Origin of the sequence: Bacteroides sp. (assembly GCF_028690125.1) — a bacterium.
Taxonomy (GTDB): Bacteria; Bacteroidota; Bacteroidia; order Bacteroidales; family Bacteroidaceae; genus Bacteroides.
In genome coordinates this window covers 121798-146343 of record NZ_JAQVBV010000011.1, presented here as the reverse complement: position 1 = coordinate 146343, position 24546 = coordinate 121798, and the positions used below count along the sequence as shown (strand labels likewise).

General features: G+C 42.6%; 19 protein-coding genes. 18 read left to right on the top strand and 1 reads right to left on the bottom strand.

Annotated features, from left to right (window positions below; genetic code table 11):
• The 18 genes from PHO71_RS09765 to PHO71_RS09680 all read left to right on the top strand — a co-directional run.
• Window positions 1–923 (top strand): hypothetical protein (locus PHO71_RS09765; RefSeq protein ID WP_300202402.1); only part of this gene is annotated, 923 nt, incomplete at its 5' end.
• Window positions 924–997: 74 nt separating this feature from the next.
• A complete protein-coding gene (locus tag PHO71_RS09760) occupies window positions 998–1846 on the top strand; it encodes a hypothetical protein (RefSeq protein ID WP_300202399.1) in 849 nt (282 codons plus the stop codon).
• A 75-nt stretch (window positions 1847–1921) separates the two neighbouring features.
• Complete coding sequence (locus tag PHO71_RS09755) at window positions 1922–2617, top strand: hypothetical protein (RefSeq protein WP_300202396.1); 696 nt, start codon at window positions 1922–1924, stop codon at window positions 2615–2617.
• 463 nt (window positions 2618–3080) lie between these two features.
• Complete coding sequence (locus PHO71_RS09750) at window positions 3081–3611, top strand: Pvc16 family protein (protein WP_300202393.1); 531 nt, start codon at window positions 3081–3083, stop codon at window positions 3609–3611.
• Window positions 3612–3617: 6 nt separating this feature from the next.
• Window positions 3618–4400, top strand: coding sequence for a hypothetical protein (locus PHO71_RS09745; protein WP_300202390.1), 783 nt, complete (start codon window positions 3618–3620; stop codon window positions 4398–4400).
• Between the two features lie 28 nt (window positions 4401–4428).
• Window positions 4429–6012: a phage tail sheath C-terminal domain-containing protein gene (locus PHO71_RS09740; RefSeq protein ID WP_300202387.1), complete on the top strand. Its 1584-nt coding sequence runs from the start codon at window positions 4429–4431 to the stop codon at window positions 6010–6012.
• A gap of 44 nt (window positions 6013–6056) precedes the next feature.
• Entirely contained in the window at window positions 6057–6506 is a 450-nt protein-coding gene (locus PHO71_RS09735; protein WP_300202384.1) for a phage tail protein, read from the top strand.
• Between the two features lie 11 nt (window positions 6507–6517).
• Window positions 6518–6988 (top strand): phage tail protein, encoded by a 471-nt coding sequence (locus PHO71_RS09730; protein ID WP_300202381.1) that lies wholly within the window; start codon window positions 6518–6520, stop codon window positions 6986–6988.
• A gap of 1 nt (window position 6989) precedes the next feature.
• Window positions 6990–7154, top strand: a complete 165-nt coding sequence (locus PHO71_RS09725; RefSeq protein WP_300202378.1) for a hypothetical protein — start codon at window positions 6990–6992, stop codon at window positions 7152–7154.
• Window positions 7155–7169: 15 nt separating this feature from the next.
• On the top strand, window positions 7170–7838 hold the full coding sequence (locus PHO71_RS09720; RefSeq protein WP_300202375.1) for a hypothetical protein: 669 nt from the start codon (window positions 7170–7172) through the stop codon (window positions 7836–7838).
• 4 nt (window positions 7839–7842) lie between these two features.
• Window positions 7843–9618, top strand: coding sequence for a type VI secretion system tip protein VgrG (gene vgrG, locus PHO71_RS09715; protein ID WP_300202372.1), 1776 nt, complete (start codon window positions 7843–7845; stop codon window positions 9616–9618).
• Between the two features lie 28 nt (window positions 9619–9646).
• Window positions 9647–10069, top strand: a complete 423-nt coding sequence (locus PHO71_RS09710) for a GPW/gp25 family protein (RefSeq protein WP_300202369.1) — start codon at window positions 9647–9649, stop codon at window positions 10067–10069.
• Complete coding sequence (locus PHO71_RS09705) at window positions 10062–13358, top strand: hypothetical protein (RefSeq protein ID WP_300202366.1); 3297 nt, start codon at window positions 10062–10064, stop codon at window positions 13356–13358. The genes PHO71_RS09710 and PHO71_RS09705 overlap by 8 nt, the downstream gene beginning before the upstream one ends.
• 3 nt (window positions 13359–13361) lie before the next feature.
• Window positions 13362–14108, top strand: a complete 747-nt coding sequence (locus PHO71_RS09700) for a hypothetical protein (RefSeq protein WP_300202363.1) — start codon at window positions 13362–13364, stop codon at window positions 14106–14108.
• A gap of 9 nt (window positions 14109–14117) precedes the next feature.
• Window positions 14118–16493, top strand: coding sequence for a hypothetical protein (locus PHO71_RS09695; RefSeq protein ID WP_300202360.1), 2376 nt, complete (start codon window positions 14118–14120; stop codon window positions 16491–16493).
• On the top strand, window positions 16490–20956 hold the full coding sequence (locus PHO71_RS09690; protein WP_300202357.1) for a contractile injection system tape measure protein: 4467 nt from the start codon (window positions 16490–16492) through the stop codon (window positions 20954–20956). Before PHO71_RS09695 ends, PHO71_RS09690 begins: the two co-directional genes overlap by 4 nt.
• Window positions 20957–20980: 24 nt before the next feature.
• Entirely contained in the window at window positions 20981–21592 is a 612-nt protein-coding gene (locus PHO71_RS09685; protein ID WP_300202354.1) for a DUF4157 domain-containing protein, read from the top strand.
• Window positions 21593–21604: 12 nt separating this feature from the next.
• The gene (locus tag PHO71_RS09680; protein ID WP_300202351.1) at window positions 21605–22897 is read left to right on the top strand and encodes an ATP-binding protein; all 1293 of its coding nucleotides are present in this window, start codon (window positions 21605–21607) and stop codon (window positions 22895–22897) included.
• A gap of 604 nt (window positions 22898–23501) precedes the next feature.
• On the opposite strand, the gene PHO71_RS09675 is transcribed toward PHO71_RS09680, so the two are convergent.
• Window positions 23502–24497 carry a virulence RhuM family protein gene (locus PHO71_RS09675; protein ID WP_300202349.1) on the bottom strand — a complete coding sequence of 332 codons (996 nt, stop codon included), beginning with the start codon at window positions 24495–24497 and terminating at the stop codon, window positions 23502–23504.
• Window positions 24498–24546: the final 49 nt, after the last annotated feature.

The window sequence follows — 24546 nt, the reverse complement described above, 5'->3', positions numbered from 1 at the left end:
ATAAACGATTGGTGTCTGAAAAGGATAAAGTAAAATTAGAGAATAAGATAAAAACAATAAATGCTAATAAGATTGATTATCTGAGGATTGATTTTTTTAACGATGATAATAAAAAACGGGGATTTGAGAAGTCATCAGCTAAGTATTATGCTTTTTTTTCTAGTAAACAATGGTGTGATATTATTAATAAAAAGTTGTCTTCGATTTATGGCATTGATGAAATGGAAAAAAAAGCAAAAGAGGATTTGCAATTTTGTGATAAATTGAATCAACTTTATTTATCATCGAAAGACTCGATCGAGGCTATGAAGAAGCCCAAGATAGAGAAGGAAATGAATGGGCTTAAAAAAAGTGGACCAAATCTTTTTTTTAACATAAAAAAAATTAAAAATATGGAGGAGAAAAAGAACAAGGCTATTGAAAAGAACGAGGCTATCAAGAAGGATATGAATATGAGTAATGAAAGTGCAAAAGATTGTTCATTGTTAGAAAATGAGATCTTGAAAATAGAGAGTGAAATAATTGAGCTTAAAAAACTTGGATTAGTTTTTGTTAAGAAATCTAACGGAAAAACTATAGGAGAAACTGTTGAAAAAACTGTTGAAGACATTTTTGAAAAAACTGTTGAAGAATTTTCTAATTATTCAAAAGGAAAATTAGATGATGAATATATTAAATATTTAGAAACAATTAAAGAACAAATTATCCAATATTTAGAAAAGAGGCAAGTAGAAAAAAATGAAGCAGCAAAAAAATATCTTTTTCAATTATATTATGATCATTGGGCAGCATCTACTGATTGGAAAATGGGAGCTCCTGGTATCTCTAAGCCATTTGCAAATGTTGTTATTGAAGTTTCTAAACAAATAAATAAAAATGAAAAGACTCCCTTAGAAAAAAAACACTCTCTTAGAAAAAAATGATGTGTGATATGTATAATATTTTCACATATATTATTAGAGATACGATATTTATTATATTAATAATCTAATATTGTATGGATCAATTCAAGGGAGAATTAATTGCACTAATTGATTTATTTATAAAAGATAGAATTGACATTGTGAAGTATCAGAGTAAAGAATGCAAGAATCAACAGTTGAGAATCTCTTTGAACAATAGAAGAGCAAATGAGCAACGGGTGAAAGTAATTGATAATAGAGAAAACTCTGGAATGAAAATTGCAACTAATCTAAATGGTCATAATATTTGCCAATTTGTTAAAGAGGATATGTATGAAGGTGATGAAAAACGTAAATTCAAACTGGTTAAAAGAATGCTTATTGAAGAGGCTAGAGCTGGTTATACTGAAAAAAATGCTCTTGACATTCTGGAAGGTGTAAGTCTTGACAATATGAAAGTAATTTTTAGATGGACGGACGACTATATTAAAGTTATGCCGTGGAGTCTTTATGCACTGGATATTCTAAAAAATCCTCCTAAATATGGAAAAGGAAAGACAGAGGGAGGTGTAGCAGAAGAGCAATGGGGTGAAACGAATTTGTCCGGAATATTGAAAACAACAGGTTTTACATCTTGTTTAGGTATAGCATGCCGAACTAAAAGTAAATTAAAAGTTATACATTTAGTTTTATCTAATGAGTATGGTTTTATTGTTGAAAAACCAATACTGGAAGATGCGAAAAAATATATAAATAATATTATGATCGATGCTATTGAAATAGTTCTTTTTGGTTGTATAGATTATTGGATTGACTATTTGCCAAGTCTTGGGCTATCTTCTTTTGTCCATACAGATGAAAAGTTTAAAGGAGAAGGGAATAGTGAATGTTGGTCTATCTTTTTACATGAAAATAAAATAGATGTTGCTCAGACTAAAGTGTAAAAATGAAAATAGTTTATTGCTTTCAAAACCATTTATCTGTTTTTACTCATTTAAATTATAATTATTTCAAGAATTATGAAGACTATTACATTTCAAAAAACTCCATCAAGAGTATTCGAACAAAGAACAAAAAGAAATAATAATTATATTATATCTGATAATAGACCTTTAATGCTTAGTCAAGTCCAATTGACACATAATATAAATAGCTTATTTCCAATTCAACGGGTATTGACTATTGATGGTTGGTTTCCCCCCATTAATAATATTGATGATATTCCTGAATTTGCACAAGGATTATATAAATCTGATTCGGAGTATAGTGATAATAATGTTCAAGTAAGCGAAATAGAGGAAATTTTAAAAGAACTATTTGAATCCGGTGAAGATCTTACTGTTTTTGATTATGTAATTAAAGACAAGGTTTTGGAGAAACATGAAAAAGAAGTCAGTTCAGCTCCTATTGAAGTCCTTGCTGTTGCACCTGTTGCGGTTACTGCTGTGGCTCCAATAATGCTTAATGTAAAGAAAATGCGTAAGGCAAAAGAAAGTGATATAAGTGAACTTCATATAAACAAACAAAAAGGAATAGTAAAATGGCAAGGTTATATAAAAAGTCATAATCCTGATTTGTATACTTCTGATGGTAGTAAATTTTATGTTAGATTGGATAGTATAAAACCTATAGATGCAGACTCTATTTTTAATCAAAATAATAACTTGATTGTAACTTCTGGAGATGCTTATTATGGATTTGTTTGTGGTTTTTGATTTCATATATATTCAGAAAATTTGCAGTTCTCCCCGAATTTGCACTATACTATATTATCTTGAATCTTTAATATTATGTCTTCTCTAATCTAATGAAACTAATTTCACTGTTACAAATGCAGGTTATAAATCAGATCGTTCCGATTTTTATTTTTGAGATGACTATTTGGCTTTTTTAAAGTGCCAGATGGTTTATTTTCATATTTGTTATATGGTTGTCAAATAAAGAATGAAAAAATATAAAAACATTCATAACCTTTGAAGATAGTCTATCAATGTATGTATAGCAAAAAAATATCTTTAAAAAGTCAAACAAGCCGTACGCAAAATACTTTGTACAATTCATAAATAAAAGTTTTATTATTCTTTTTTATTTCTCAAATTTGCCGATATAAGTTCTGAATGAACAAGGCGTTACCCGAAAAGCCATCAACAGAGTAGGGAAAGATAAATACAATGCAATATGATTCAGAAAATACTAACCAATTATGCAGCGCAACTGGATGAATATCTGTTACGAAAACACTATCAGCCGGAAGGTATGGTTGAGGTGGGATTTGTTGGAAACAGTACCGAGGAAAGGCCCTGTAAGTTGATAGTTACCCTTCTGAGCATTGAGAGAGAAACATCGGGCGGTGTCACCGCTCCTGTGAGGAAAAATGCAGGAGGATTCACGCGATATCCGGCTCCTTTGCTATTGAACTTGAATCTGGTACTTGCAGCCGTATATGATGAAAAAAGATATGCCGAATCGTTGTCCGTATTGTCAGATACTTTGGCTTATATACAGTCCGTTCCCGGTTTTGAATTTGAGGGTCACAACTATACGGTAGAAATTGTAACGCTATCCTCTCAGGATATTAATAATGTATGGACTACTCTGGGTGGGCAATACTATCCGTCGGTGGTGTGCAAGTTAAGACGACTGGTTATTGATTCGGGAGAGACGGCAGGTACGGGAACGATATCCAGACAACCGGATGTAAAATTATAATGAGTTATGGAACAGTATAAGACATTCATACATATACGGATAGAACACAATTACTATTCAACTCCGGTAGCCGGGCATTTTACTCTGGAACCTACACCGGCAACCCGGATGCTGATGAAGCGCCGGGGGCTGCTCTTTGTAAATGATTCCGGTGGTTGGTCGTGGAGTATGCGTGCAGACTCTTCCGGTTTCGATACGGACGACTTGCTGGAACTCACGTTGCAAGCTGTGGACAAAAATTTCCTGCAAGTAACCCGGCTCGACGGATACCACCCTCAGCAGTTCTACCAACTGAAACTGGACAATAAAAAGCTGATAGATGTCGCTACCTCTCTGACAGCAACGGAAGAAAAGAAACAATCTGCGGAATTGTGCAGACTCAGGATAAAACCTACAACGGCTTTGCTGAAGAAGGCACAGAAAGGAGAACCGGCGAGTTATACCCTCCGTTTCCGTCCGTCATCTTTCAGATGGGAATATCTCTTTGTCATTCGCAATGCACAAGCAGACCTGATACTGAACCTGCTGTTGGAAGAATCCCGGCAGCGTATTGAATTTGATGAAGCTGAAAAGCTGAATAACAGCCCCTTCGGCATAAATGTATGGCGGATCTTTTCAAAGTCGTCCGTCAATGCTCTTGAACATTCTGACTACCAGTTGATTATCTCTTCTGTGATTCAGGATAATCCTCTTAAAAAACGGATTGTGAGCCGGTTTATCCCGTGTCCACAACCCGGAAAGTATCTTTCGGATGATCCGGGAACAATCCGGCACATCTGTTTTATCTAATCATTTTAAAATTAAAAATTAGTTTTTTATGGGAAACATGAAAACTCCCGGTGTTTACATCGTAGAAAAAAGCGCCTTCCCGAACTCGGTAGTAGAGGCCGCGACCGCCATTCCTGTATTTATAGGAATCACGGAGAAAGCATTGAACGGGAAAGACGAATTGAAAGGCAAACCATGGAAGATATCCTCGATGACAGAATATCTGAAGTACTTCGGACAAGATCCTGAAGAGAGGTTTGTATTGAGTGTGAGAAAAAAAGAAGATGGCGCATCTCCTGCCAACTGTCTGTTTACTTATGAAGCCGACTACAAGGCTGCGGTGGAAGTGGCCGTCGATGATGCCGATGCCGCAGAAGACGGAACGGAAGCAACGGCCGAAGCTAGTGCAACGTATGTGTTTACGGCTTCACGTAAAGACCCCAAGCGTTTCACCTTGTACTACCAGATGTTAATGTTCTTCGCCAATGGCGGCGGAACCTGTTACGTAGTTTCCGCAGGTACATATGCCGAAAACAAGTTGCTGGACAAAGAGATGGTGGGCAATGCTTTCAAAGCTCTTGAGAAAGAGCAGGAAATCACTATGGTAGTCATTCCGGAAGCGGTGTATTCACCTAGTTGCCATGATATTGAAGTGATGGCTCTGGACCACTGCGGCAAGATGCAGAATCGTTTTGCTATTTTGGATGTACAACCCAAAGAGGCGGACAACCAGACGTTGGAACAGCAGATAGAAGTATTCCAGACCAAGATTGGCAACAATAGTCTGTCGTATGGCGCGGCTTATTACCCGTGGCTGGAAACCTCGTTGCTGGGTGACAAGGATATAACGGCCAATATGTTTGAGTGGGATGCAAAAAGTGAGAAGAATTTCAAGGCTTTCTTTGCGAAAGACTCGAATATTCTGATCTATACCAATGCGGCAATCTCCGAGGTCATGAGTGGAACCGAGCGGCAACGTGCCGAATTTCACGGAGCCTTGTTACAGAATTGGGTGGCCTACCAATTGATGGTGAAGAAAGTGAAGTCATATCTGAACCTGCTTCCTCCTTCGGCTTCCATGGCGGGGGTTTATACAATGGTGGACAATTCACGCGGTGTATGGAAAGCTCCTGCCAACGTGTCGGTGAACTTTGTGAACAAGCCGGAAGTGAACATCAACAGCCGGGAACAGGAAAATCTGAATGTACCGACTAACGGAAAAGCGATCAACGCCATTCGTACTTTTGTCGGAGAAGGCATCAAGGTTTGGGGAGCACGTACGTTAGATGGTAACTCATTGGACTGGCGTTATATCAACGTACGTCGCACCATGCTTTTCCTCGAAGAATCGGTAAAGAACGCTGCCCGCGCTTATGTGTTCGAGCCTAACGATGCGAATACCTGGTTGAGCATGAGGTGTATGATAGAGAATTTCCTGCGGGGCATCTGGAAAAAAGGTGGTCTGGTAGGGGCTGTCCCTGAAGACGCATTCAGTGTGCATGTCGGTCTGGGTGATACCATGACACCGGAAGATATTCTGGAAGGTATTATGCGCATTACCGTACTGGTTGCTATCTCGCATCCGGCTGAGTTCATCGAAATCACCTTCCAGCAGCAGATGCAGAAGAGCTGATAAATTGAAAATTAATCATTGAAAATTTAAAAATATAGAAGATTATGGCAGGAGAAGCTCAAGACCAAAAATTATGGCCGTTGCCCGAGTTTTATTTTAAGGTAACCATTACCGACGTGGGTGAAATGTCCTTCAAAGAAGTATCGGGACTGGACAGAGAACATGATGTCATTGAATACCGTGGCGGAGATGACAAGGCTTTCACTAAAGTAAAAATGCCCGGACTGATTAAGAACGGAGATGTGACCTTGAAGAAGGGAATCTTTATTTCGGATCAGAACTTCTGGAAATGGATTGGTGAAGTGAAGCTGAATACTATTAAGCGACGTACTGTAACTATCAGTCTGTTGGACGAGAAAGACAGCCCCGTCCAAACATGGGAATTAGCTAATGCGTGGCCGAAGAAGATAACTGTGGAAGGATTCAAGGCTGATGGTAACGGTGTGGCGATGGAAACGCTGGTGTTGGTGCATGAAGGTATTACTATCAAATAAATTCATGTATCATGCCAGGAGGTAATGATAAGAATTGGACTCCCCCTGTGAATTTCTACTTCCGGGTAGAATTCCAGTGGGGATCATCCAATGACAAGACAGTGGCTTCCTTTCTGGAAGTCAGCGGACTGGATGAGGAAGTTGCCATGGAAGCCGTGAAGAGTAATATTGAGGGCGGAATGAGACCTACAGGACAAATAAAACATGGAAACATCGTTTTGAAAAGACCGTTGAAACATCTGAATGAAGATATCAGGAAATGGGTGAAGGAGTGTTTCTCTTTTACGTTGGGCGACAATCGGATCAGACCTTGTCTGGTCATCATTTCCCTTCTCAACCCCGAAGGCAAACCTTGTGCCGGTTGGGAGTGTTCGAGAGCCTTTCCTGTTAAATGGAGTCTGGACCCGATGAATTCGTCGGAAAGTAAGCTGGCTATAGAATCATTGACCTTATGTTATTCAAGACTGAGCCGGAGGATTTGAGATGGCAATTGTGATAAAAGAAATACACGTACAGACTGTGGTTGAAAAGAAGATGATTGAAGTGACCGACGTTTCAGAGAGGTTGCTTCAAAAGATCAAACAGGATGTGGTTTCCGAGCTCCGGAACTTACAGGATACTACTGCGAAGAAGAAAAAAGAACGTTGATAAAATGGGTTGTTTATGGAAAAATTGAGAATGCTTGCTTTTAAGGACAAACAGTTTTCACAGCCGTATGAAAAGAAAAGATTGGATTTGTCCATCAATCCCGAATCTTTGACTTTCAATAAGAAAATAGAATATAAGTCGGATCAGCAGCTTGCTTCCACCAGTGGAAATAACGCGTTCGAAAAATACTTGCCTGAAGAACTCTCGTTCAGCTTTGTTGTAGATACAACAGGTGCTGTGGAAGGTACGACAAAAGAGGACAAGGTATATGCTAAGATGAAAGAGCTGGAGGATGTTCTTTATACGTATAAAGGAGAGACTCACCGACCTTCGTACATCATAATCGCTTTTGGAGATATGATGTTCAAAGGGCAACTCTCATCGATGAAAACGGACTATACACTGTTCAATGACAAAGGGATCCCTTTACAGGCAAATGTGCAGCTCAGTTTCTGCAATTATTGTGACAGCGAAGAGGAGAATAAGAAGAACTCAAAGCAATCTCCGGATATGTCACGCCTGATTGTACTGAAAGAGAATGATACACTGGCTAATCTTTGTCATTTGATATACGGAAATTCCCGTCTGGTGGCACAGGTGGCGCGATTCAATAACCTGAACGGATTCAGGGACCTGCCCATAGGAACGGAACTGTTGTTCCCATCATTAAAAAAAGTAATATAACAAAATGGCAAACTCACCTTCGATCTATAGAGACCGTATACTGGCATGGAAAATATGTTGCGGAGATAAGGAACTGGACAGTTCTTATGCATTGATCTCCGCTTCAATATACTCGGAACTGAACTGCATTGGAAAGGCTACACTGAAGTTCAACGCCGGGGATATGGAAAAACAGGAGTTTGAAGAAAGCGATTCAAAAGCTTTCATTCCCGGTAACACAATCAAATTTGCAGCCGGTGACGTGAACAAGCTGGAAACTCTTTTCGAAGGGATCATCATGCAGGTGAATATCCGCATTGGAAAAGATTTCCGTTCACAGATGGTCGTGGAATGCAGGGATTGTGCTTATCCTGCTACTCAGGGACGGAAAAACCGTATTTTCGAGAAGAAGAAAGACAGTGAGATGATAAAAGAAGTACTGGCAGCTTATGGTAAGGTGACTGTGGATGCTACATCGTACCAACATCCGGAAATGGTGCAGTTTTACGCGACAGACTGGGATTTTGCTCTGTCAAGGGCTGACGCTTGCGGATTGTTTGCATGGACGGTGGGAAAGGATATCAAGTTTTTCAAGCCTGACGTGAAAGCGGCTCCTGTATTGACCGTGACTTACGGGGTGGATATGATTGACTCTGATATCGGGCTGAGTTGTGCCGACCAATATACGAAATATGAGGGTGTAACGTGGGACCCGGTGCAACAGACGGCAGTCAAAGTCTCAGCATCAGCACCGACACTGAACCGGCAAGGCGACCTGCAACCGGAGAAGCTTGCGGAGGGTGACAGTTTGCTCATACAGACCGATGCTCCTACCAGTGACGCTGCATTGAAAGAATGGGTGAACAGTCTGGCGTTGAAAGCCGGACTTGCTCGTTATCAGGGCACTTTTAGCTTTTATGGCGCACCTGAAGTAGTTCCGGGATGCCTGATAGAATTGAAAGGATTGGGCAACCGCTTTAACGGGAATGCTTTTATCGGTTCGGTGAGACATATCATTATGAACAATGAATGGAAAACGATAGCGGGTATCGGCTTTAATCCTGCATCCATCACCGATGAACCGGATGTGGTTTCTCCACCTGCATCAGGTTACGTGCCCGGGCTGGAGGGGCTACATCTGGGCGTGGTAAAGCAGTTGGAGAATGATCCGGCGAAAGAATGCCGTATTTTGGTGGAACTGCCGTGGATGGACGGAGCGAAAAAAGAATTGTGGGCGCGTCTGTCCACTCTGTATGCCACCGCTTCGTCGGGAAGTTTCTTCCTTCCGGAGAAGGGCGACGAGGTGGTGGTTGGGTTTGTGAATCACCAACCCGGATGTCCGGTCATAATGGGCAGCGTTTACGGGAGCAAGCATCAGCCACCTTTCGAGTACGAAGCCAAGAATGCCAAGAAGGCTTTCGTAACTCGTTCCGGACTGACTATCGAATTTGACGAGGAAAAGAAAATCATCACTCTGCATACTCCCGGCAAGAACCGGATTGAAATAAACGATGACGGGAAGTCCATCAAGCTGTCCGACCAGAATAAGAACGAACTGGTGCTGGACAGTAACGGAATACAACTTACGTCCGCCAAGGATATTAAAATGACAGCCAAGGGAAACATCTCTTTGGATGCAACCGCCAATGCCGAAATCAAGGCAAAATCGGACGTGGCTATTGACGGTGCGAATGTGAAAGCCACTGCCAAAATCGGTTTTTCGGCCAAAGGAAATGCAACGGCGGAGTTGTCCGCATCCGGACAGACGGTAGTGAAAGGAGCTATGGTGATGATAAACTAGAGATGAATAACATTAACAGTGAAGGAAAATGGATAATTATTCTTATTTAGGTAAAGCATGGGCTTATCCGCCACGTTTGGATGCACAGAACAAAATGACTGTTGTGGTGGAGAAGGAGGAAAATATCAAGCAAAGTTTGTGGAACCTGTTGAGCACTTCTCCCGGAGAGCGAGTACACCACTATGATTACGGTTGCCCCATAAGGAAATACGTCTTTGAAGTGATGGACACCACCACGCAAACCCTGATAAGGGAAGAAATAGAAAAATCCATCATTCTGTTCGAACCACGTATTACCCTGAACGCGGTAGCCCTTGAGTTTAACCAGACGGAAGGTATCATGCGCATTCTGTTGGATTACACCATCCGCCAGACAAACCGACGGAGTAATATGGTCTATCCGTTTTATCTGAATGAGGGTACGGACCTGAAACTAGAGAATTATGGCTGATTGGAAAAACTACTATAAAAAAGGTCTGAGTCAAGCTGAATACCATCGGAACAAGGCATTTCTGGAAAAGTTCAATGCGCTGGAAAGCGACTGGAAGAAACTCTTCAGTTGGATAATGTCTATAGCCCGCCAGAAAAAGGTCTATGACCCTGAAAGGAACGTAACGGTGAGATTAGCGGATATCTGGCATCATCACGTGCTGACCGTACTTGTGGAAATTATCCGCAAGAATACGGATGAGTACAAGGACACCTTTGTGCGGAGCAGAGGGACTGTAGACCAGAAAAGGTATATGAAAAACCTGAAAGATAAGATCTTGGACTGGAATATACGGCTGGATACATTTGTCCGTACTCAATGGCTGGATGACCGGATCGGTCCGCAAGACAGTTCCATACAAGCAGCCCAATCCATCAAACAACATTTGTCGGATGCTCTTCAAGGAAAGATAGCCGGTAAATTCCAACCCGGACGTAGCCTGAACCCTGCAAGTCAGCCTTACTACCAGATGTTACAGGCGATACGAGATATCAAGATGCAGAGTGAACGTTATATCCAGATGATAGAAGATAGCGGCACGATGGATGCATCTCTGGCATTGTTGCTGGCTTTTATCCGCAATTATTGTATGATAGCGGATAAATTCAATGATTCGCTACGGTCATTGCCCGACTATTACCGTAATGAGATACTAAAAGTCACTGCGAGGCATATTGTGCAGGATCAGACCTATCTCGTCGTCACTCCCCTGAACGAAGGATTTACCTTACCGGAAGGGACACGCTTTGTTGCCGGAGCCAATGCGGACGGCGATCCTTTGTTTTACCGGAACGAATCTTCACACTTCCTGACGGGAGGCAGATTGGCAAAAATTTACACCGCTTTTCTAAGTGGCGAAACATCGCGTACGGGTAAGATGTATGTGCAGGAGATAGACCTTGGAAAAAGCTCTGACACCATCCTGTTTGATGACGAACATAAGGAACCTTCTTACGGATGGATGCTTGAATCTTATATGTTTCTGCTGAGAGAAGGGAAGCGAAACATCCGTCTCTCTTTCCGGCTTTCGGATGATTCTGCCGGAAACTTACGGACGTACGGACTGACGGACGCTGATATGGATGGAGCTTTTGATATCTATATCGGCTATCCGGAAGGATGGATGCACTTTGTGCCCCGGATATCTATGAAAAATGACTATGGACGGTTGAATCTGGTGTTTGAGATTATGGTGAAGGAAACCGAATGTGCGTTGAGTGCCTGTCAGGAGGAAGTGCATGGGATAACCACCCGCTACCCGTGTCTGCAAGTCATGATGAATAATGCGAACTGTCCTTACGACTGGGCACGGTTGGTACAGTTCGACCGGACCGGGATTGATGTGGAAGTAGATGGTATCCGGCATTTTAACCTGTATAGCGAACTGGGTGAGTTGGATTCCACGCAACCGTTCTATCCTTTCGGCACTCAAGCGGAGAGAGGGGCTTGGTTCATGTTCGGCAACGAGGAAATAAGTGGGAAAACAGTGGAGGAAGTGACTTTGCGGGGCAAATGGAATAAATTGCCTCAGGGTCAAGGCGGTTATGCGCTTATATACCGCAATTACGGGCAACAACAGGACTTGACGAACCACTCCTTTCAGGTGAAAACGGAATACCGGCAAAATGATAAATGGTATTCCTGTCCCGACGGTTTATCTCCTCTTTTCGGGGAAGATAGCGGAGAGTTGAAAGAAGATGCTGAAATGCACTTCAAAATGACGGACACGAGGGGTATGCCGTTGGCTATGCTGGCGGAACGTTCGGGCATGACTTATAACCAACAACGAAATCTCTTTTTCAGGGTTACCCTGAACGCACCTTCGATAGGTTTCGGCATGGACGAGTATCGCAGGTTGTTTGCCGAAGTGATGATTTATAATAGCCGCCAAAAGGAAAACAAACAGAAAGAGATACCTACTCTGCCCGTAGTACCGCTACTGTCGGACATTGAGCTGTCATACAAAGCCGGTTGGCGTAGTGGCAGCAGGGAAATGAGGGGAAACCACTTGTGGCGCATCACCCCTTACGGAGAGTATGAGGAGTGCTTAATGGATATAGGCTCTACTTATACGCTGCTGGAAGATATGCAAAACGAGAAGAACTTATATCTGCAATTCACCGGTATGCACACGGATCGGAGAATTATTTTATATGTTGATTTGTCGTATATCAAAAAAGATATATTCTTTTCGGACGAGAATACTATCGGGAAAGTACCTTATATGGAACTGGATTACCGGAAAAATGGAAAGTGGTTTGCGTTGAAGCCTGAAAATATCCTTCGGGATGAGACTTGCGGAATGACACAGAACGGATTTGTGGAACTGACTCTTCCGGATGGGCTGTCAGGAAATCCGGCCTTCTGGTTAAGGATTCGTCCGGGCGGACAGGTAAGACAATATCCTGCCATCCGTGGAATTTACCTGAATTGTATCCGTGTGGTTGCCGAAAACGGGGACGGAACACCACTACCTGTAGGTTCTATACAAAAGATGGAGAAGGAGGACTGGCGGGTGAAAGAGATTGTCCAACCTTTACCGGGATTTAGCGGCAGAATGAAAGAGAGTCTTTCGGAAGTTTCCATACGGCAGAGTTCACGTATTGCACACAGGAACAGGGCGGTGATCCCCGGTGATTACGAACAGATGATACTGGATCAGTTTCCTGAAATACTGAAAGTATATTGTCTTCCGGAAACATGTACGGGTAACCGGGAGTTGTGTATCGTCGTTTTTTCTTATACCGATGCCAATCCCTATCCGGTAACGCCGGCATGGAAGCTGTCGGAAATACGAAACTGGCTTTCGTCGCGGATATCACCTTTTGTAATGTTCAGAGTATGTAATCCTACTTATCGGAAAGTGAAGATACTGTGTGTAGCTACCTTACAGGATGATGCAGTGGACGAAGGGGATATACGACGTAGGATGATCCGGCAGGTGGAGGATTATTTTGCTCCGTGGATAAGAGCCGGTGAATTGCCCGAACTGGGTAAGGAATACTCGTATAAGGAACTGCACACACGCCTGGCAAATGATCCGGATGTGGAGTGTTTACTCAGGCTTGAGATAGACGGGAAGCAGCCCGAGGTACAGCCGACGGATATACACGCAGACGATCAGTCTGTTCCGGATGAACACCTTCCGATGGAAGTAGTGCTGATACCGTACGATATACAGATTGAATTGCAACCGTTTCAGGAAGGAATCGGTGATATGGAAATAGGTTCGAATTTTAAAATTGAATAGGATATGGGAACAAGAAGAAACAGAAATACGCTGAAGTCGTATTTTCGGTCGGGGAATAATCCCAATGAATCGCAGTTTGAAGATTTGATAGATTCTGTGCCGAATCTGGTGGATGACGGGATGGAGCGGACTGAAAAGGATGGACTGATGCTTTCTCCCGCCATGCTGACGGGCAAAATAATTTCGGTATACCCGGTGCATGGAGTGGAAAAAGCGGAGAGTGGAATGCCCTGCTGGACGTTTGTCGTAGACAGAGAGAAGGCTTTTCACCTGATGAACGAACAGGGAGAGACGGTATGGTCTGTCAGCCAAAAGAATGAGCTGAAAGTGCACGACTGCCTGAAAAAGAATCCTGAAAATCCGGGTGCTCCCAATATCAAGGCGGATACCAGCGATAATGGTTTTCAGGAGATACTTGCAGATAGTTGCTGGTATAATCTGCCGATTGTGTTCGACTCGTCTGAAAAAGGTCCGGCTTGTAAACTCTGTCAGATAACGGCTGGTTACCGCACGGGTAAAGATAAATACCGTATGGTGACTGTGACAACGACTTACTGTAAAGGCGGTAAACGGAATATATCACCTTCACAGCGTTGCTGCGGCTTTTGGAAAAATCCGATCCGCTTCCGTTGGAGAACAGAGAAGGGCAGCTTATATCTGCAAATCAAAGGGAAGAAGAAAAAAAAGGGCGAAAGCAAGTTACATTTTCAGATAAGGGAATTATGGAACTATGTTGATGCAACTCAATAAATGCGTGCAATGGAAGGCAAACAGTTGTATATAGAACAGTTATCGGCAGAAAATGATCTGTACGGTTTACTGCAACAAAAGATGCTGAAGGAAATCCAACGTCTTTCGGGGGAGGTATGGACGGATTTCAATCCGCATGATCCGGGTATTACCACTGCCGAGATTGCCAATTACCTGCTGACAGAACTAGACTATAAACTCGGATTCGGACTGCAAGATTACCTGACAGATCCGGATGGGAACTTCGTGCCGGAACGCTACGGATTATTCCTTTCCGAAGAGGTTTATCCGACAACTCCGGTCACTTCGGATGATTACAGGAAATTGCTGCTGGCGGAAATACCGGAGCTGGATAATGTGGACGTTGCTACACATGACAAATCACAGGGACTTTATGATATCAGACTCTATCTGTCGCCATTCCTGAAATCGAGTGATGACTTGGTGAAGCGTGTACGCAGCTTCTATCATGCTCATCGTAACTTGTGCGAGAATCTGAATGAGGTCAGTTTTTCGCGATTGACAGAACTGGATTTTCACTCGGAACTGGAAATCAAACCGGGGATGGATGCAACTTCAATAGCTGTGCAAATCTATTGGAACGTGTTTTATTATTTGTCCGGTTCCGTACGAATGGAATATCAGGATAAACATTTTTTGTCCGACTTGTCGTTGGAAGAATGGATGGACGGCACTAATACGGACTACCGCGTCATTATCCCTAAACAGAACGAGACGGAACAAGAACTATATCAGTTGTTACTAAAAATAGAGGGTATCAATTCATTCAAAACCTGCTATCTGGTAAAGAAAAGCGATAAAAACGATCAGACGGAATCGGAAAAAAATCAGGAGACCATATCCGATTTCAAAGAAGGATATACTTTGTTTATCCCCAAATACCAGAATGAATTGAATCTCAAGATACGGATTGAGGGTACTGAAATGCCTGTAAATATCGAACGATTTCTAGAGGAGTTGCAAGCATTGTACTTTTCGGAGAAGAGTAACCGCATGAACCGCACACCCAAAGGCGGAACGACGGGCTTTACTCGCTCGATGATACCTGTAAGCACTTACCGGGATATTTATCATTTCAAGGATATGGCGAAAGACTATCCGGAATGTTACCGCATTGAGATGAGCAAGGAACGTTCGGAGAATGGGGCGACAGCCGGTTCTTTTGAATCTTATCTGAAATTGTACGACTGGATTATTCTACGTGGATTGAGTGAACTTTCGGAACTGAAAGGCTTGCTTTCTGTAGAACAGGATGCTGCCGTATTGACTCGGATGAACTTGTACCATCCGGATATGCCGGAGAAAGAATCCGCCTATAACCCTTATCAAAGAAGGGTTGGCCGCCTGAAAAACCGTTATTTGGATTTATTGGACCATCTTTATGGGGTAGAGAGCAATCCTGCCTGGATGAAGGACTTGGCTTATTACGGTGAGACGATGGAAGATATAATCCGCAGAAGGATGAATTTCCTGCAACATATTGCTTTTCTGACCTGTACCCGTTCGAAAGCCTGGAATATTTACGCTGAACGCTCTTCGGGGAATGTGCCTACCATTAAGACTCATATCTCTTTGTTGTTTGGCCTTAATATGGATGAAAATATATCTATAGGCAATGTGCTACCTAGCTATAATCTCATATTGCTGGGCAATAAGGAAGAGAATAAGAAAATGCGCGACCGTCTGAACTCAATGCTTATTGACGAAAAAATGTTGGATGCTGCCAATATAGAAAGTATTCCGTTCAATCTGCCGGAAATGAAGGAGGAGGAAAAACAGGATAACTACCAAATGATTCGTCATGAATTGATGATATTCAACACTAATCTTATCAGCGGAGGACTATTCCGTACAGGGATCAATATAGATAACTACAAAACGGTAAGTCTGGACCGCAACGAATATCTGTTGGCTTTCTGGAATGAGGAAGACAGATGCTGGCTGAACCTAGGAAGAGATAATTCGAGGGAAACGTTGAGGAACTGGGCAAATATATTGTCTTTTTATCTGCGTGAGCTAAACCAGCAGTGTGAAGCGTTCTATCTAGTGGAACATCACTTGTTTATACCGGCAGAACCGTTTAAAATATCCATTATATTACCGGACTGGACGGCACGGTTCCACTCTTCACGCTTCAAGGAGATATTTCGCCAACTTGTGGAAGAACTGTTGCCGGCACATATCGGCTGTATCTACTATTGGCTGGATGTGTCGCATATGCAGTATTTTGAGAAGAGTTACCAGAATTGGTGTAAAGCCCTTACGGCTGATTATGACCAAGAGGAGCAGAAAGTCTACCAGGCAGCAATGATGAAGGTGCTCGATGAATCACAACGAGAAGATGAAGCGGAGGAGATGTTATGATCCATATTGATGACATAAAGTTTGATTTTAATGCTGTGGATGAGGCTTTCGCACGCAACCTATACGTCAGATGGGATGTATTCTATCGTGATGTACTGCGCAGTGTTATAGAAGATTTTCTGTCAAGGCATGATGAAGAAGGGTTGCTGGTGAGGTTTGAACAATTAGAACTTAATCTGGGTGATATCCCGCAAGATGATTTTTATAGGCAGTTCCCCATTCGCCTGAAAGAAGAACTGGAGAAAACCTTTACCTATAATATAAGGCAAAACGGTGTGCAGGAAAGCCGTTCGGAGCAGATTGCAAGGAGGTTATCCAACTTGGCGTTCTATATAGAGAAGGGATTTTGCTCTACTGTATGGGAATATGCAGAATTTGATTTAGAAAAGGAACTTCAATTCTTATTACTCAACGATCCGGGATCTTTGGCATATCTGTTCCACCGCATTGTGCGTTACCCCAACTACCTGAACCGGTTGGCTTGGAGTATTCCGGTTGAACAACTGGGTAAACTGTTGCTTATCTGGCTGGAAGAAGAAAGCCTTCCGCAGGTGGAGAAAGAGATGTGCCTGATGGAGTTGGAGAAAGAAAACGGGCTATTGAAAACGTACCTGCGTAGAGCTGCCGGTAGTTTGCCGGGCTTGTCAGAAAAACTTTCAGTCTTGATGAGTGATGACAAAGGGGAAGACTTCATGTCGTGGCTTCTGAACACCACTCTTTCGGTGTATGAGAAGAGACGTTCTCTGGCAATATTGTTGGGAACACGACCGCATATCGTAATCGGTTTTCTTCATGAAACACAGGATGAGAAAGCCATCCGATCTTTGGCCGAGATATTGGACAAGGTTATGATCCGGCAAATAATAGATGCGGAGTGCGAGAATCATACGGAGATTGACGTGCCTGCTTATTGGATGTATCTATATGACTGGTTGATAGAGAACTATCCGTTTAATGGTGTTTATCAGTTTGGTAATAAACTACAATTCAAGGAATATCTGAATGTCAGGTTGCTCCAGTTTATCAAAAAACGTCCGTATTCGGCTTATTTGTCAAAAACAGAACTTACGGTACAATTCCTGATAGAAGTATTTGGGCGGGAATATTACCTGAATGTATTGAATATTATCTATAATCAGCAAGCCCGCAATGCAGACGGAAGTCCGGTTTATACAGGATATTTCAATATGGAGTTGTACTATATGTTTCTGCGGCTGTCGTTGATAAAGTCTCCGGTTCGGGAGGAGAAAATGATGGCGCGGGAGGACTTTTTCGATACTATTCAGGAAAAAGACTTACGTCTGGAAGATGTACGTTTCTTTATGGAATGGCTGGCGAAAGAAGATGTAAGCGTGAGTGAAAAACGGAATTTTATGGCACTGATTGCTGAAGAGTATCCGTATTTTCTATCGTTATTGGTGAGAAGAGGTGGGGCCAATCGGGAACTGCTGTCGTTGCTGGCAACCTATATGGATATGGTTGTTGTCCGGAGATTGATATCAAGAGAGTGTTCCTGCTTTGCCGCCGAAGTAGTGATGGAACTAACCAAGTTATTGCATCAGCCGGATACTGTTGAGTGGCTTTCCGGCTTTATAACACAACAGTCGGAGTATTATATCCGTATTACTTTGCTGGATTGGTTGAATAAAAATGGGAATACACGCAGTCCGCAAAAGATGGTGACATCGTTTCTTCATCTTTTGTTTATCACGGTATCTGGTAATGCTCATTCGTCCGATGCAGACAAGGGTAGGGTAGAAGAAACTGTTAGTAAGGTATCCAAATTGCTGCATCTTGGGGAGGATACGGATCTGATAAAAGAATGGTGGCCCAAGGACAAGGATGAAGCGGAGGGCGGACAGTATGAACCGCAGGCTGATGACACGATGGAAAAGCGGTTGAGAAAATTAGCGTCGATATGGCTCGATGAGGGAGTCAATATTTATATGAAGCAAAGAATACTTGCCGGTATGATGGAGGTGTTCAGGGATCACGGCGGATCACTTGTCACTTTGTTGCGGAAACATGGATTGCTAACGGGTTGCCTGGAGGTTATGGACCCGCTCTTACTGGAACAACTTGTTGGGGGACTGGTGAGAGAAAAGTATGGGCAATGTGACCGGTTACAGGCATTCTGCCGATGGATGCTCGAACTGGAAAAGTGTTGGGAAGGGTTTTTCTCGAACAGGGTAGTGGAATTCAGAGAGAAGATCATCATTTGGCTAACAGAGCAGGAGATGTATGCTCCCGATGGAAAGACGAATCCGTCAGAGGCAATACGAATGCTGTTAAGCTCTGTGTTTGGGGAGGGTAATCTGTATTCGATCTTACAGCTTATGCATCAGAAATGGATGGTGGAGATATCAAGGGATGATATTGTGGCGAAACCGGATGAGCTACATATATCCGCAACTGTATTGGATATGCTGCTGCCGGATCGGAATGAATTTATAGAATGGTTGGAGACAGCAAAAGCAAATGAAAATCATTCTCAACTGATGATTGAAAGGTTTCTGGATAAACCGATGCTTTTAGTCTTATGGCTGAAAGAGAATACAGAAAACGACGGGACGAAGAGAGACGTTTTGAGATATGGTGCCGGCCATTGTCCGAATGAGTGGTTGAAGCTGTTGCAACAATGCTCATTGGAACCGGAGGTGTTATCTGTGCTTGTCAGACAATGGGGAGTGGAATCTATGATGGACTTCATCGGATGTTTTCATCTCTTTTATGCAGAAGTATTGCAACAGTTGAAAGTGTTATTGAGCCGTATACCGGCATCGCTCTCTGCCATTATCCCAAAGGATGGGGCGGATATGCAGCAACATTTTGCCGGAGCTTTGTTGTATTGGTTGTCCGATGAAAAGACTTTCCGTACATCGTTTGTGACGGAAGGAATTGTGCGGCAACTGGTTTTTTATCTGCATCTGAGTTATACCGGGCGTCCGATGGATGGACAGTCGGGAACAGCATGGAAGGAAGTGGGCGATTGGCTGATGAAAGAATTGAAAACGGGAAGGGATGAGGAGGAAGGTATGAATATGGGAACGATGTATATCGACCCGGAACGTATGGATGAGCAGATTGAGAAAAAGGAAAATTTGCCGTCACTTCAACGCTGGTTGGCTGTCATCATGGAGCAATATCCGTTGCAATGGTTGGATTATATGGAACATGGTTCTGAACAGATACTGGAAAATAGAGTAGCAAAAGCTATGAACCCTGTATTGATGGAACGGCTGATTGGAATTGTCGGAGCGTCTGTAACTCCTGCAAATACTGTTTCATTCAGCAGGATGATGGGGTGGATGAAACAGAGAGTTGGACCCTCCGGTGTCGGAATATTGTTTCGTTCATTGCTCGCATGGCTGAGGAAAGAAAGTTGGAAAAATATGGACTTCGAACAAATAGAGATGTTCTTCTTTGCATCCATGGAACAATTGGATTGGCTGAACGATACTACGATGGATCATGATTTGAAACGTCGTATCTTGCAACAACATCTTATCCGGTATCCGCAACGTGTATTTCTCATGGTCTGGGAGTCGATTCGGAATAATAAACTTCATCCGGAAGATTGGGCGAAATGGTTTGATGGCAAAGACTGGGTACGGCTGGTTGGCAGTTATTCATTGTACAAAGCTGAACTGCTGGAACAAGTATCAGAATACCTTTTGGAAAATAACTTGGTGAAAGAAACGCAATTGTCAGGGGTATTAGCTAATTATCTGACCCGGCGGAATCCTGTATTTATAATGCAGGAGAAGGATAGTGAGACGGTCAGCCGATTGGTACAGTCTGTCCAACAACCCCCAAACGGAAAGGCTGTGTCACAGGAGGATTTGCCTGTGGTGGAACTGTTGAAGAGTATCATGGATGAATTACAAATCAATGATGCGAAAAAGGGTTTGGTTCAAGATGTTTCCCCGGACGAACCGGAATCTATTTCGGTTGGTAATGCCGGACTGGCACTATTAGCTCCCTGGTTTCCGCGCCTGTTCGGTATGCTCGGGCTACTGGATGAGGAACGTAAAGATTTCAAGGATAGTGAGTCGCGTATACGGGCGATATACATCTTGCAGCGTCTTGTGACATTGGAGGAAAAGGAATATCAGGAAAAAGAACTGGCATTCAACCGGATACTTGTAAGTTTACCATTTACCGAACCTTTACCGCCTAAAATGGAATTGACTGAAGGGGAAATCGGGATTGTAGAATCAATGCTTAACGGTGTAAAAGCTAATTGGGAAAAAATGAATAATTCTTCTGTGAGGGGATTGCAGTGCAACTTTATCATCCGAAACGGGCATATAGTGCAACAAGAGAAGAAATGGACTCTGACGGTGGAATCCCGTTCGTACGATATGTTGTTGGATTCGGTTCCATGGGCGTATAACGTGATCAGTTTCCCATGGTTGAAAAAGCCAATCTATGTGTCCTGGCGCGAAAAAGAAGATTATTAATGTTGAACTTAATATAAGATAATTATGAAAGAAGAAAAAGTACATCAGGAAAAGGCTGCCCGTACCATCCGGCCGATGGCAGTAAATGGTATGGCGCAATTTGTGGATAATCGTTCGGCATACGTGACACCAGCCGTTCAACGGGTAGGTATGGAGGATGAAGAGAATGCTTTGCAGGGAAAGTTTAAGGAGACAGTGCAATGTGCTCTTGATGATGAGGAAAATGCTTTGCAAGGAAAATTTGAGCATACGGTTCAGCGTACAGGAGAAAATGACGAGGATGGTATGCAGATGAAAGCAGACGAGACGGTACAATCGAAACCGAATAATACCGGTTTGCCGGATAATCTGAAAGCAGGAGTGGAGAATTTATCCGGTTTTTCGATGGATAATGTGAAGGTGCATTACAACTCGTCGAAACCTGCTACTGTGCAAGCATTGGCTTATACGCAGGGGACAGATATTCATGTAGCATCGGGACAAGAGAAACATCTGCCACACGAAGCATGGCATGTAGCGCAGCAAATGGCTGGTAGGGTGGAGCCTACAACTGAAGTGGGGGGGATGCCGGTGAATGATAATGTCGGTTTGGAGCATGAAGCAGATGTGATGGGTGACAAAGCAAACAGTTTATAAAAACAGGTGTTTATGCACGAGCATATATCTTGGTTCAGTGAGGTGCTGACAACATCCATTCAGTTGTATTTCCAACAAGAGTGTGAATATAACTCATTGGAAGAAATACAAGTGCCAGATTCCGGGTGGCTTGAGAAGGTAACATCTGTACAAGAACTGTCTTTTGAAGAGAGGATCGTAATTATGTTGGCTCTTATGCCTCATGTCTGTCCCCAAATGCTGGATATATTTTTCGTGCAGAACAAAAATTTTGACCGTCAATATACAGAGTTCGGCGGCTGGAAGGGGTTGTCACATGGCGGCTTTCTTCCAACCGGTGAAACGGCTGTCTTTATTCTTGCAGGGGAAGATGTGGAGAAACGTAAAAAGATGATCGGACTTTTACAGAGAAATCACAGATTGGCTGTGCGGAATATCTTACAGTTGGAGGGGGCGGGAGATGGCGAACCTTTCCTTAGCGGACAACTTAGTGTATCGGAGGAATTTCTAAGCCGGGTATTGCTGGATAAGGATTACAAGCCGGATTATCATGCAGGTTTCCCTGCCAAACGGATTACTACGGAACTGGAATGGGAGGACATGGTGCTGGACTACCACGTTACTATGGAATTGGAGGAAATTAATACTTGGATAGCTTCCAATAAAATAATCATGGATGAATGGGGACTGGCGCGCTTCTTGAAAGCCGGTTATCGTTCTTTGTTTTACGGCCCGCCGGGTACGGGAAAGACATTGGCTGCCACATTGCTTGGAAAGAAAAACGGGATGGATGTGTACCGGGTTGATTTGTCTATGATTGTTTCCAAGTATATTGGAGAAACGGAGAAAAACCTGGCGAAGGTGTTTGACCTTGCAGAGAACAGAAATTGGATTTTGTTTTTTGACGAAGCGGATGCTCTTTTCGGGAAACGTACTTCGACAAATACATCTAATGACCGACATGCCAATCAGGAAGTGGCTTACCTGTTACAGCGTATAGAGGATTTCCCGGGTATGGTAGTATTAGCTACAAACTTACGTTCCAATATTGATGAGGCGTTTTCACGCCGATTTCAATCGGTCATTTACTTTCCAATGCCTACGGCTGAACTTCGCGCGGAATTGTGGAGGAAGATGCTACCTGAAGTGTGGCTGGGGAAAAACAGTGAAGAGCTTATTAAACAGGCAGCAGAAACGGAATTGTCGGGAGGGTCTATTGCTAATGTTGTGCGGAGGTGTGCTTTGTATCTGGTTCATTCGGATAGGGTGGTGTTGGATAGTGGAACTTTAAGGCAAGCATTGAATAAGGAGAAGCAGAAGTTGTAGGTGGATGGAAAATGGGGTAGATACGGAGAAGAGATGAACTTATTGATGTGGGGATTATAGTGAGATAAGTGAGGCATGAAGCCTCACTTACTTTTTCTGTGAAAGAATAATGTGTTATAATTCCGATTTTGGAAAAGGTGAAATTGGATATATTTCTATATGGGATTTTGTCTTTTCGATTTATTCATCTATTTTCCGATGCAGCATATTTACGCTATTGATTGTTAGCGTTTTCGCCTTTTAAACGGTACAGACCTCATTTTTACAATTACATTGAAAGTACCGGGAAATTCAATGTGTTGGTTTTCAGTGTTTTCGATATACGTGTTGTACCGCGTTTTTTCAGCCCATTTACGGAAGTCTCAAACCAATTTTAAAAGATTGATTTGGTGAGTGTTACCGCTATGGGGTTACAAATGGTTTGCAGGGGCAAAGATATGAAAAATGAAGCAAATGGTTTACAAAAGTGTAGAATTTTTGTACAAGCATACTACATATTTGATTATTTGTAGTGCTTTTGTACAGTAATGAAAGAATCGCAAAATGAATTCAGATAACGCATAGGGTATTGCTTTTTTATTACTACTTATTTGCTTTAATATTTCTATTTTTTCAACTTCTTTTGCGTTTCCTCAAACGATTCAAGAAAGTGGATTTCTACTGGCGATAGTTCATATTGTATACGCTCTTTGAACTGATCGTATTCGTTATATGCTTTTAACTTAGCCATTTCAGCGGAAACTACCCCTACGTGATGGAGTAACTCCTTGCCTGATAGTTTCAGGAAGTCATCCAACTTGCTGAGCCAGTCCTTCATATACATGGGGCGTTTGTCTAACGCTTGTAGCTCGGCAAAGTCCAGATAGAGTGAGACTATCCGGTTTAATGTGTCGATCTCCTCTTTTGAAAGATAATTCTTGGCAATATCCGTATCCGATTTATGGGGTAAGCACCCTGTCCATGAGGTTAGTCCCATAAAATCTTTCTGTGCATCCGCACGACTATAAATCAGCTCGGCTGCTGTTTTCCCATGTACAGCATAGTGCATTTTGTTCTGGACGGATGCGAAGAACTCCTTGGTTACTTCGCTACGCGGATCATAATCGATACTGAGGGCATAGATTTCCAATACTTTTCGATAGAACAGTTTTTCAGAGGAACGGATGTCCCGGATGCGAGAGAGTAGTTCATCAAAGTAATTGCCACCTCCACCACGCTTTAGACGGTCGTCGTCCATTGCGAAGCCTTTTATCATATACTCCTTGAGCACTTGTGTCGCCCAGATACGGAAATGAGTGCCTTGTAGGGAGTTTACACGATAGCCTACTGAGATAATCATATCCAGATTGTAGTAATCTATATTCCGTTCGACCTTTCTGTCTCCTTCTTTTTGAACTGTTGCAAATTTTGCAACAGTTGTTTTTGGGTTCAGTTCGCCCTCTTCAAAGATATTCTTTATATGTCTTGAAATAGTCGACTTGTTTCGCTGGAACAGTTCTGCAATCTGATCCAAAGACAACCATAAAGTCTCATCTTTGAGATTGACTTCCAGCTTCTTTTTTCCGTCGGGAGTGGTGTAGATTAATATATTGTTGTTCATGATTTCATTTATTGCTTCAATCGTTTATGAATTCGTGTCATTCATTTAT

What these genes read in the sequence shown, in the direction of transcription:
- PHO71_RS09760 (WP_300202399.1), top strand. Translation starts at nt 998, where the DNA reads ATGGATCAATTCAAGGGAGAATTAATTGCACTAATTGATTTATTTATA.
- PHO71_RS09755 (WP_300202396.1), top strand. Translation starts at nt 1,922, where the DNA reads ATGAAGACTATTACATTTCAAAAAACTCCATCAAGAGTATTCGAACAA.
- PHO71_RS09750 (WP_300202393.1), top strand. Translation starts at nt 3,081, where the DNA reads ATGATTCAGAAAATACTAACCAATTATGCAGCGCAACTGGATGAATAT.
- PHO71_RS09745 (WP_300202390.1), top strand. Translation starts at nt 3,618, where the DNA reads ATGGAACAGTATAAGACATTCATACATATACGGATAGAACACAATTAC.
- PHO71_RS09740 (WP_300202387.1), top strand. Translation starts at nt 4,429, where the DNA reads ATGGGAAACATGAAAACTCCCGGTGTTTACATCGTAGAAAAAAGCGCC.
- PHO71_RS09735 (WP_300202384.1), top strand. Translation starts at nt 6,057, where the DNA reads ATGGCAGGAGAAGCTCAAGACCAAAAATTATGGCCGTTGCCCGAGTTT.
- PHO71_RS09730 (WP_300202381.1), top strand. Translation starts at nt 6,518, where the DNA reads ATGCCAGGAGGTAATGATAAGAATTGGACTCCCCCTGTGAATTTCTAC.
- PHO71_RS09725 (WP_300202378.1), top strand. Translation starts at nt 6,990, where the DNA reads ATGGCAATTGTGATAAAAGAAATACACGTACAGACTGTGGTTGAAAAG.
- PHO71_RS09720 (WP_300202375.1), top strand. Translation starts at nt 7,170, where the DNA reads ATGGAAAAATTGAGAATGCTTGCTTTTAAGGACAAACAGTTTTCACAG.
- vgrG (WP_300202372.1), top strand. Translation starts at nt 7,843, where the DNA reads ATGGCAAACTCACCTTCGATCTATAGAGACCGTATACTGGCATGGAAA.
- PHO71_RS09710 (WP_300202369.1), top strand. Translation starts at nt 9,647, where the DNA reads ATGGATAATTATTCTTATTTAGGTAAAGCATGGGCTTATCCGCCACGT.
- PHO71_RS09705 (WP_300202366.1), top strand. Translation starts at nt 10,062, where the DNA reads ATGGCTGATTGGAAAAACTACTATAAAAAAGGTCTGAGTCAAGCTGAA.
- PHO71_RS09700 (WP_300202363.1), top strand. Translation starts at nt 13,362, where the DNA reads ATGGGAACAAGAAGAAACAGAAATACGCTGAAGTCGTATTTTCGGTCG.
- PHO71_RS09695 (WP_300202360.1), top strand. Translation starts at nt 14,118, where the DNA reads ATGGAAGGCAAACAGTTGTATATAGAACAGTTATCGGCAGAAAATGAT.
- PHO71_RS09690 (WP_300202357.1), top strand. Translation starts at nt 16,490, where the DNA reads ATGATCCATATTGATGACATAAAGTTTGATTTTAATGCTGTGGATGAG.
- PHO71_RS09685 (WP_300202354.1), top strand. Translation starts at nt 20,981, where the DNA reads ATGAAAGAAGAAAAAGTACATCAGGAAAAGGCTGCCCGTACCATCCGG.
- PHO71_RS09680 (WP_300202351.1), top strand. Translation starts at nt 21,605, where the DNA reads ATGCACGAGCATATATCTTGGTTCAGTGAGGTGCTGACAACATCCATT.
- PHO71_RS09675 (WP_300202349.1), bottom strand. Translation starts at nt 24,497, where the DNA reads ATGAACAACAATATATTAATCTACACCACTCCCGACGGAAAAAAGAAG.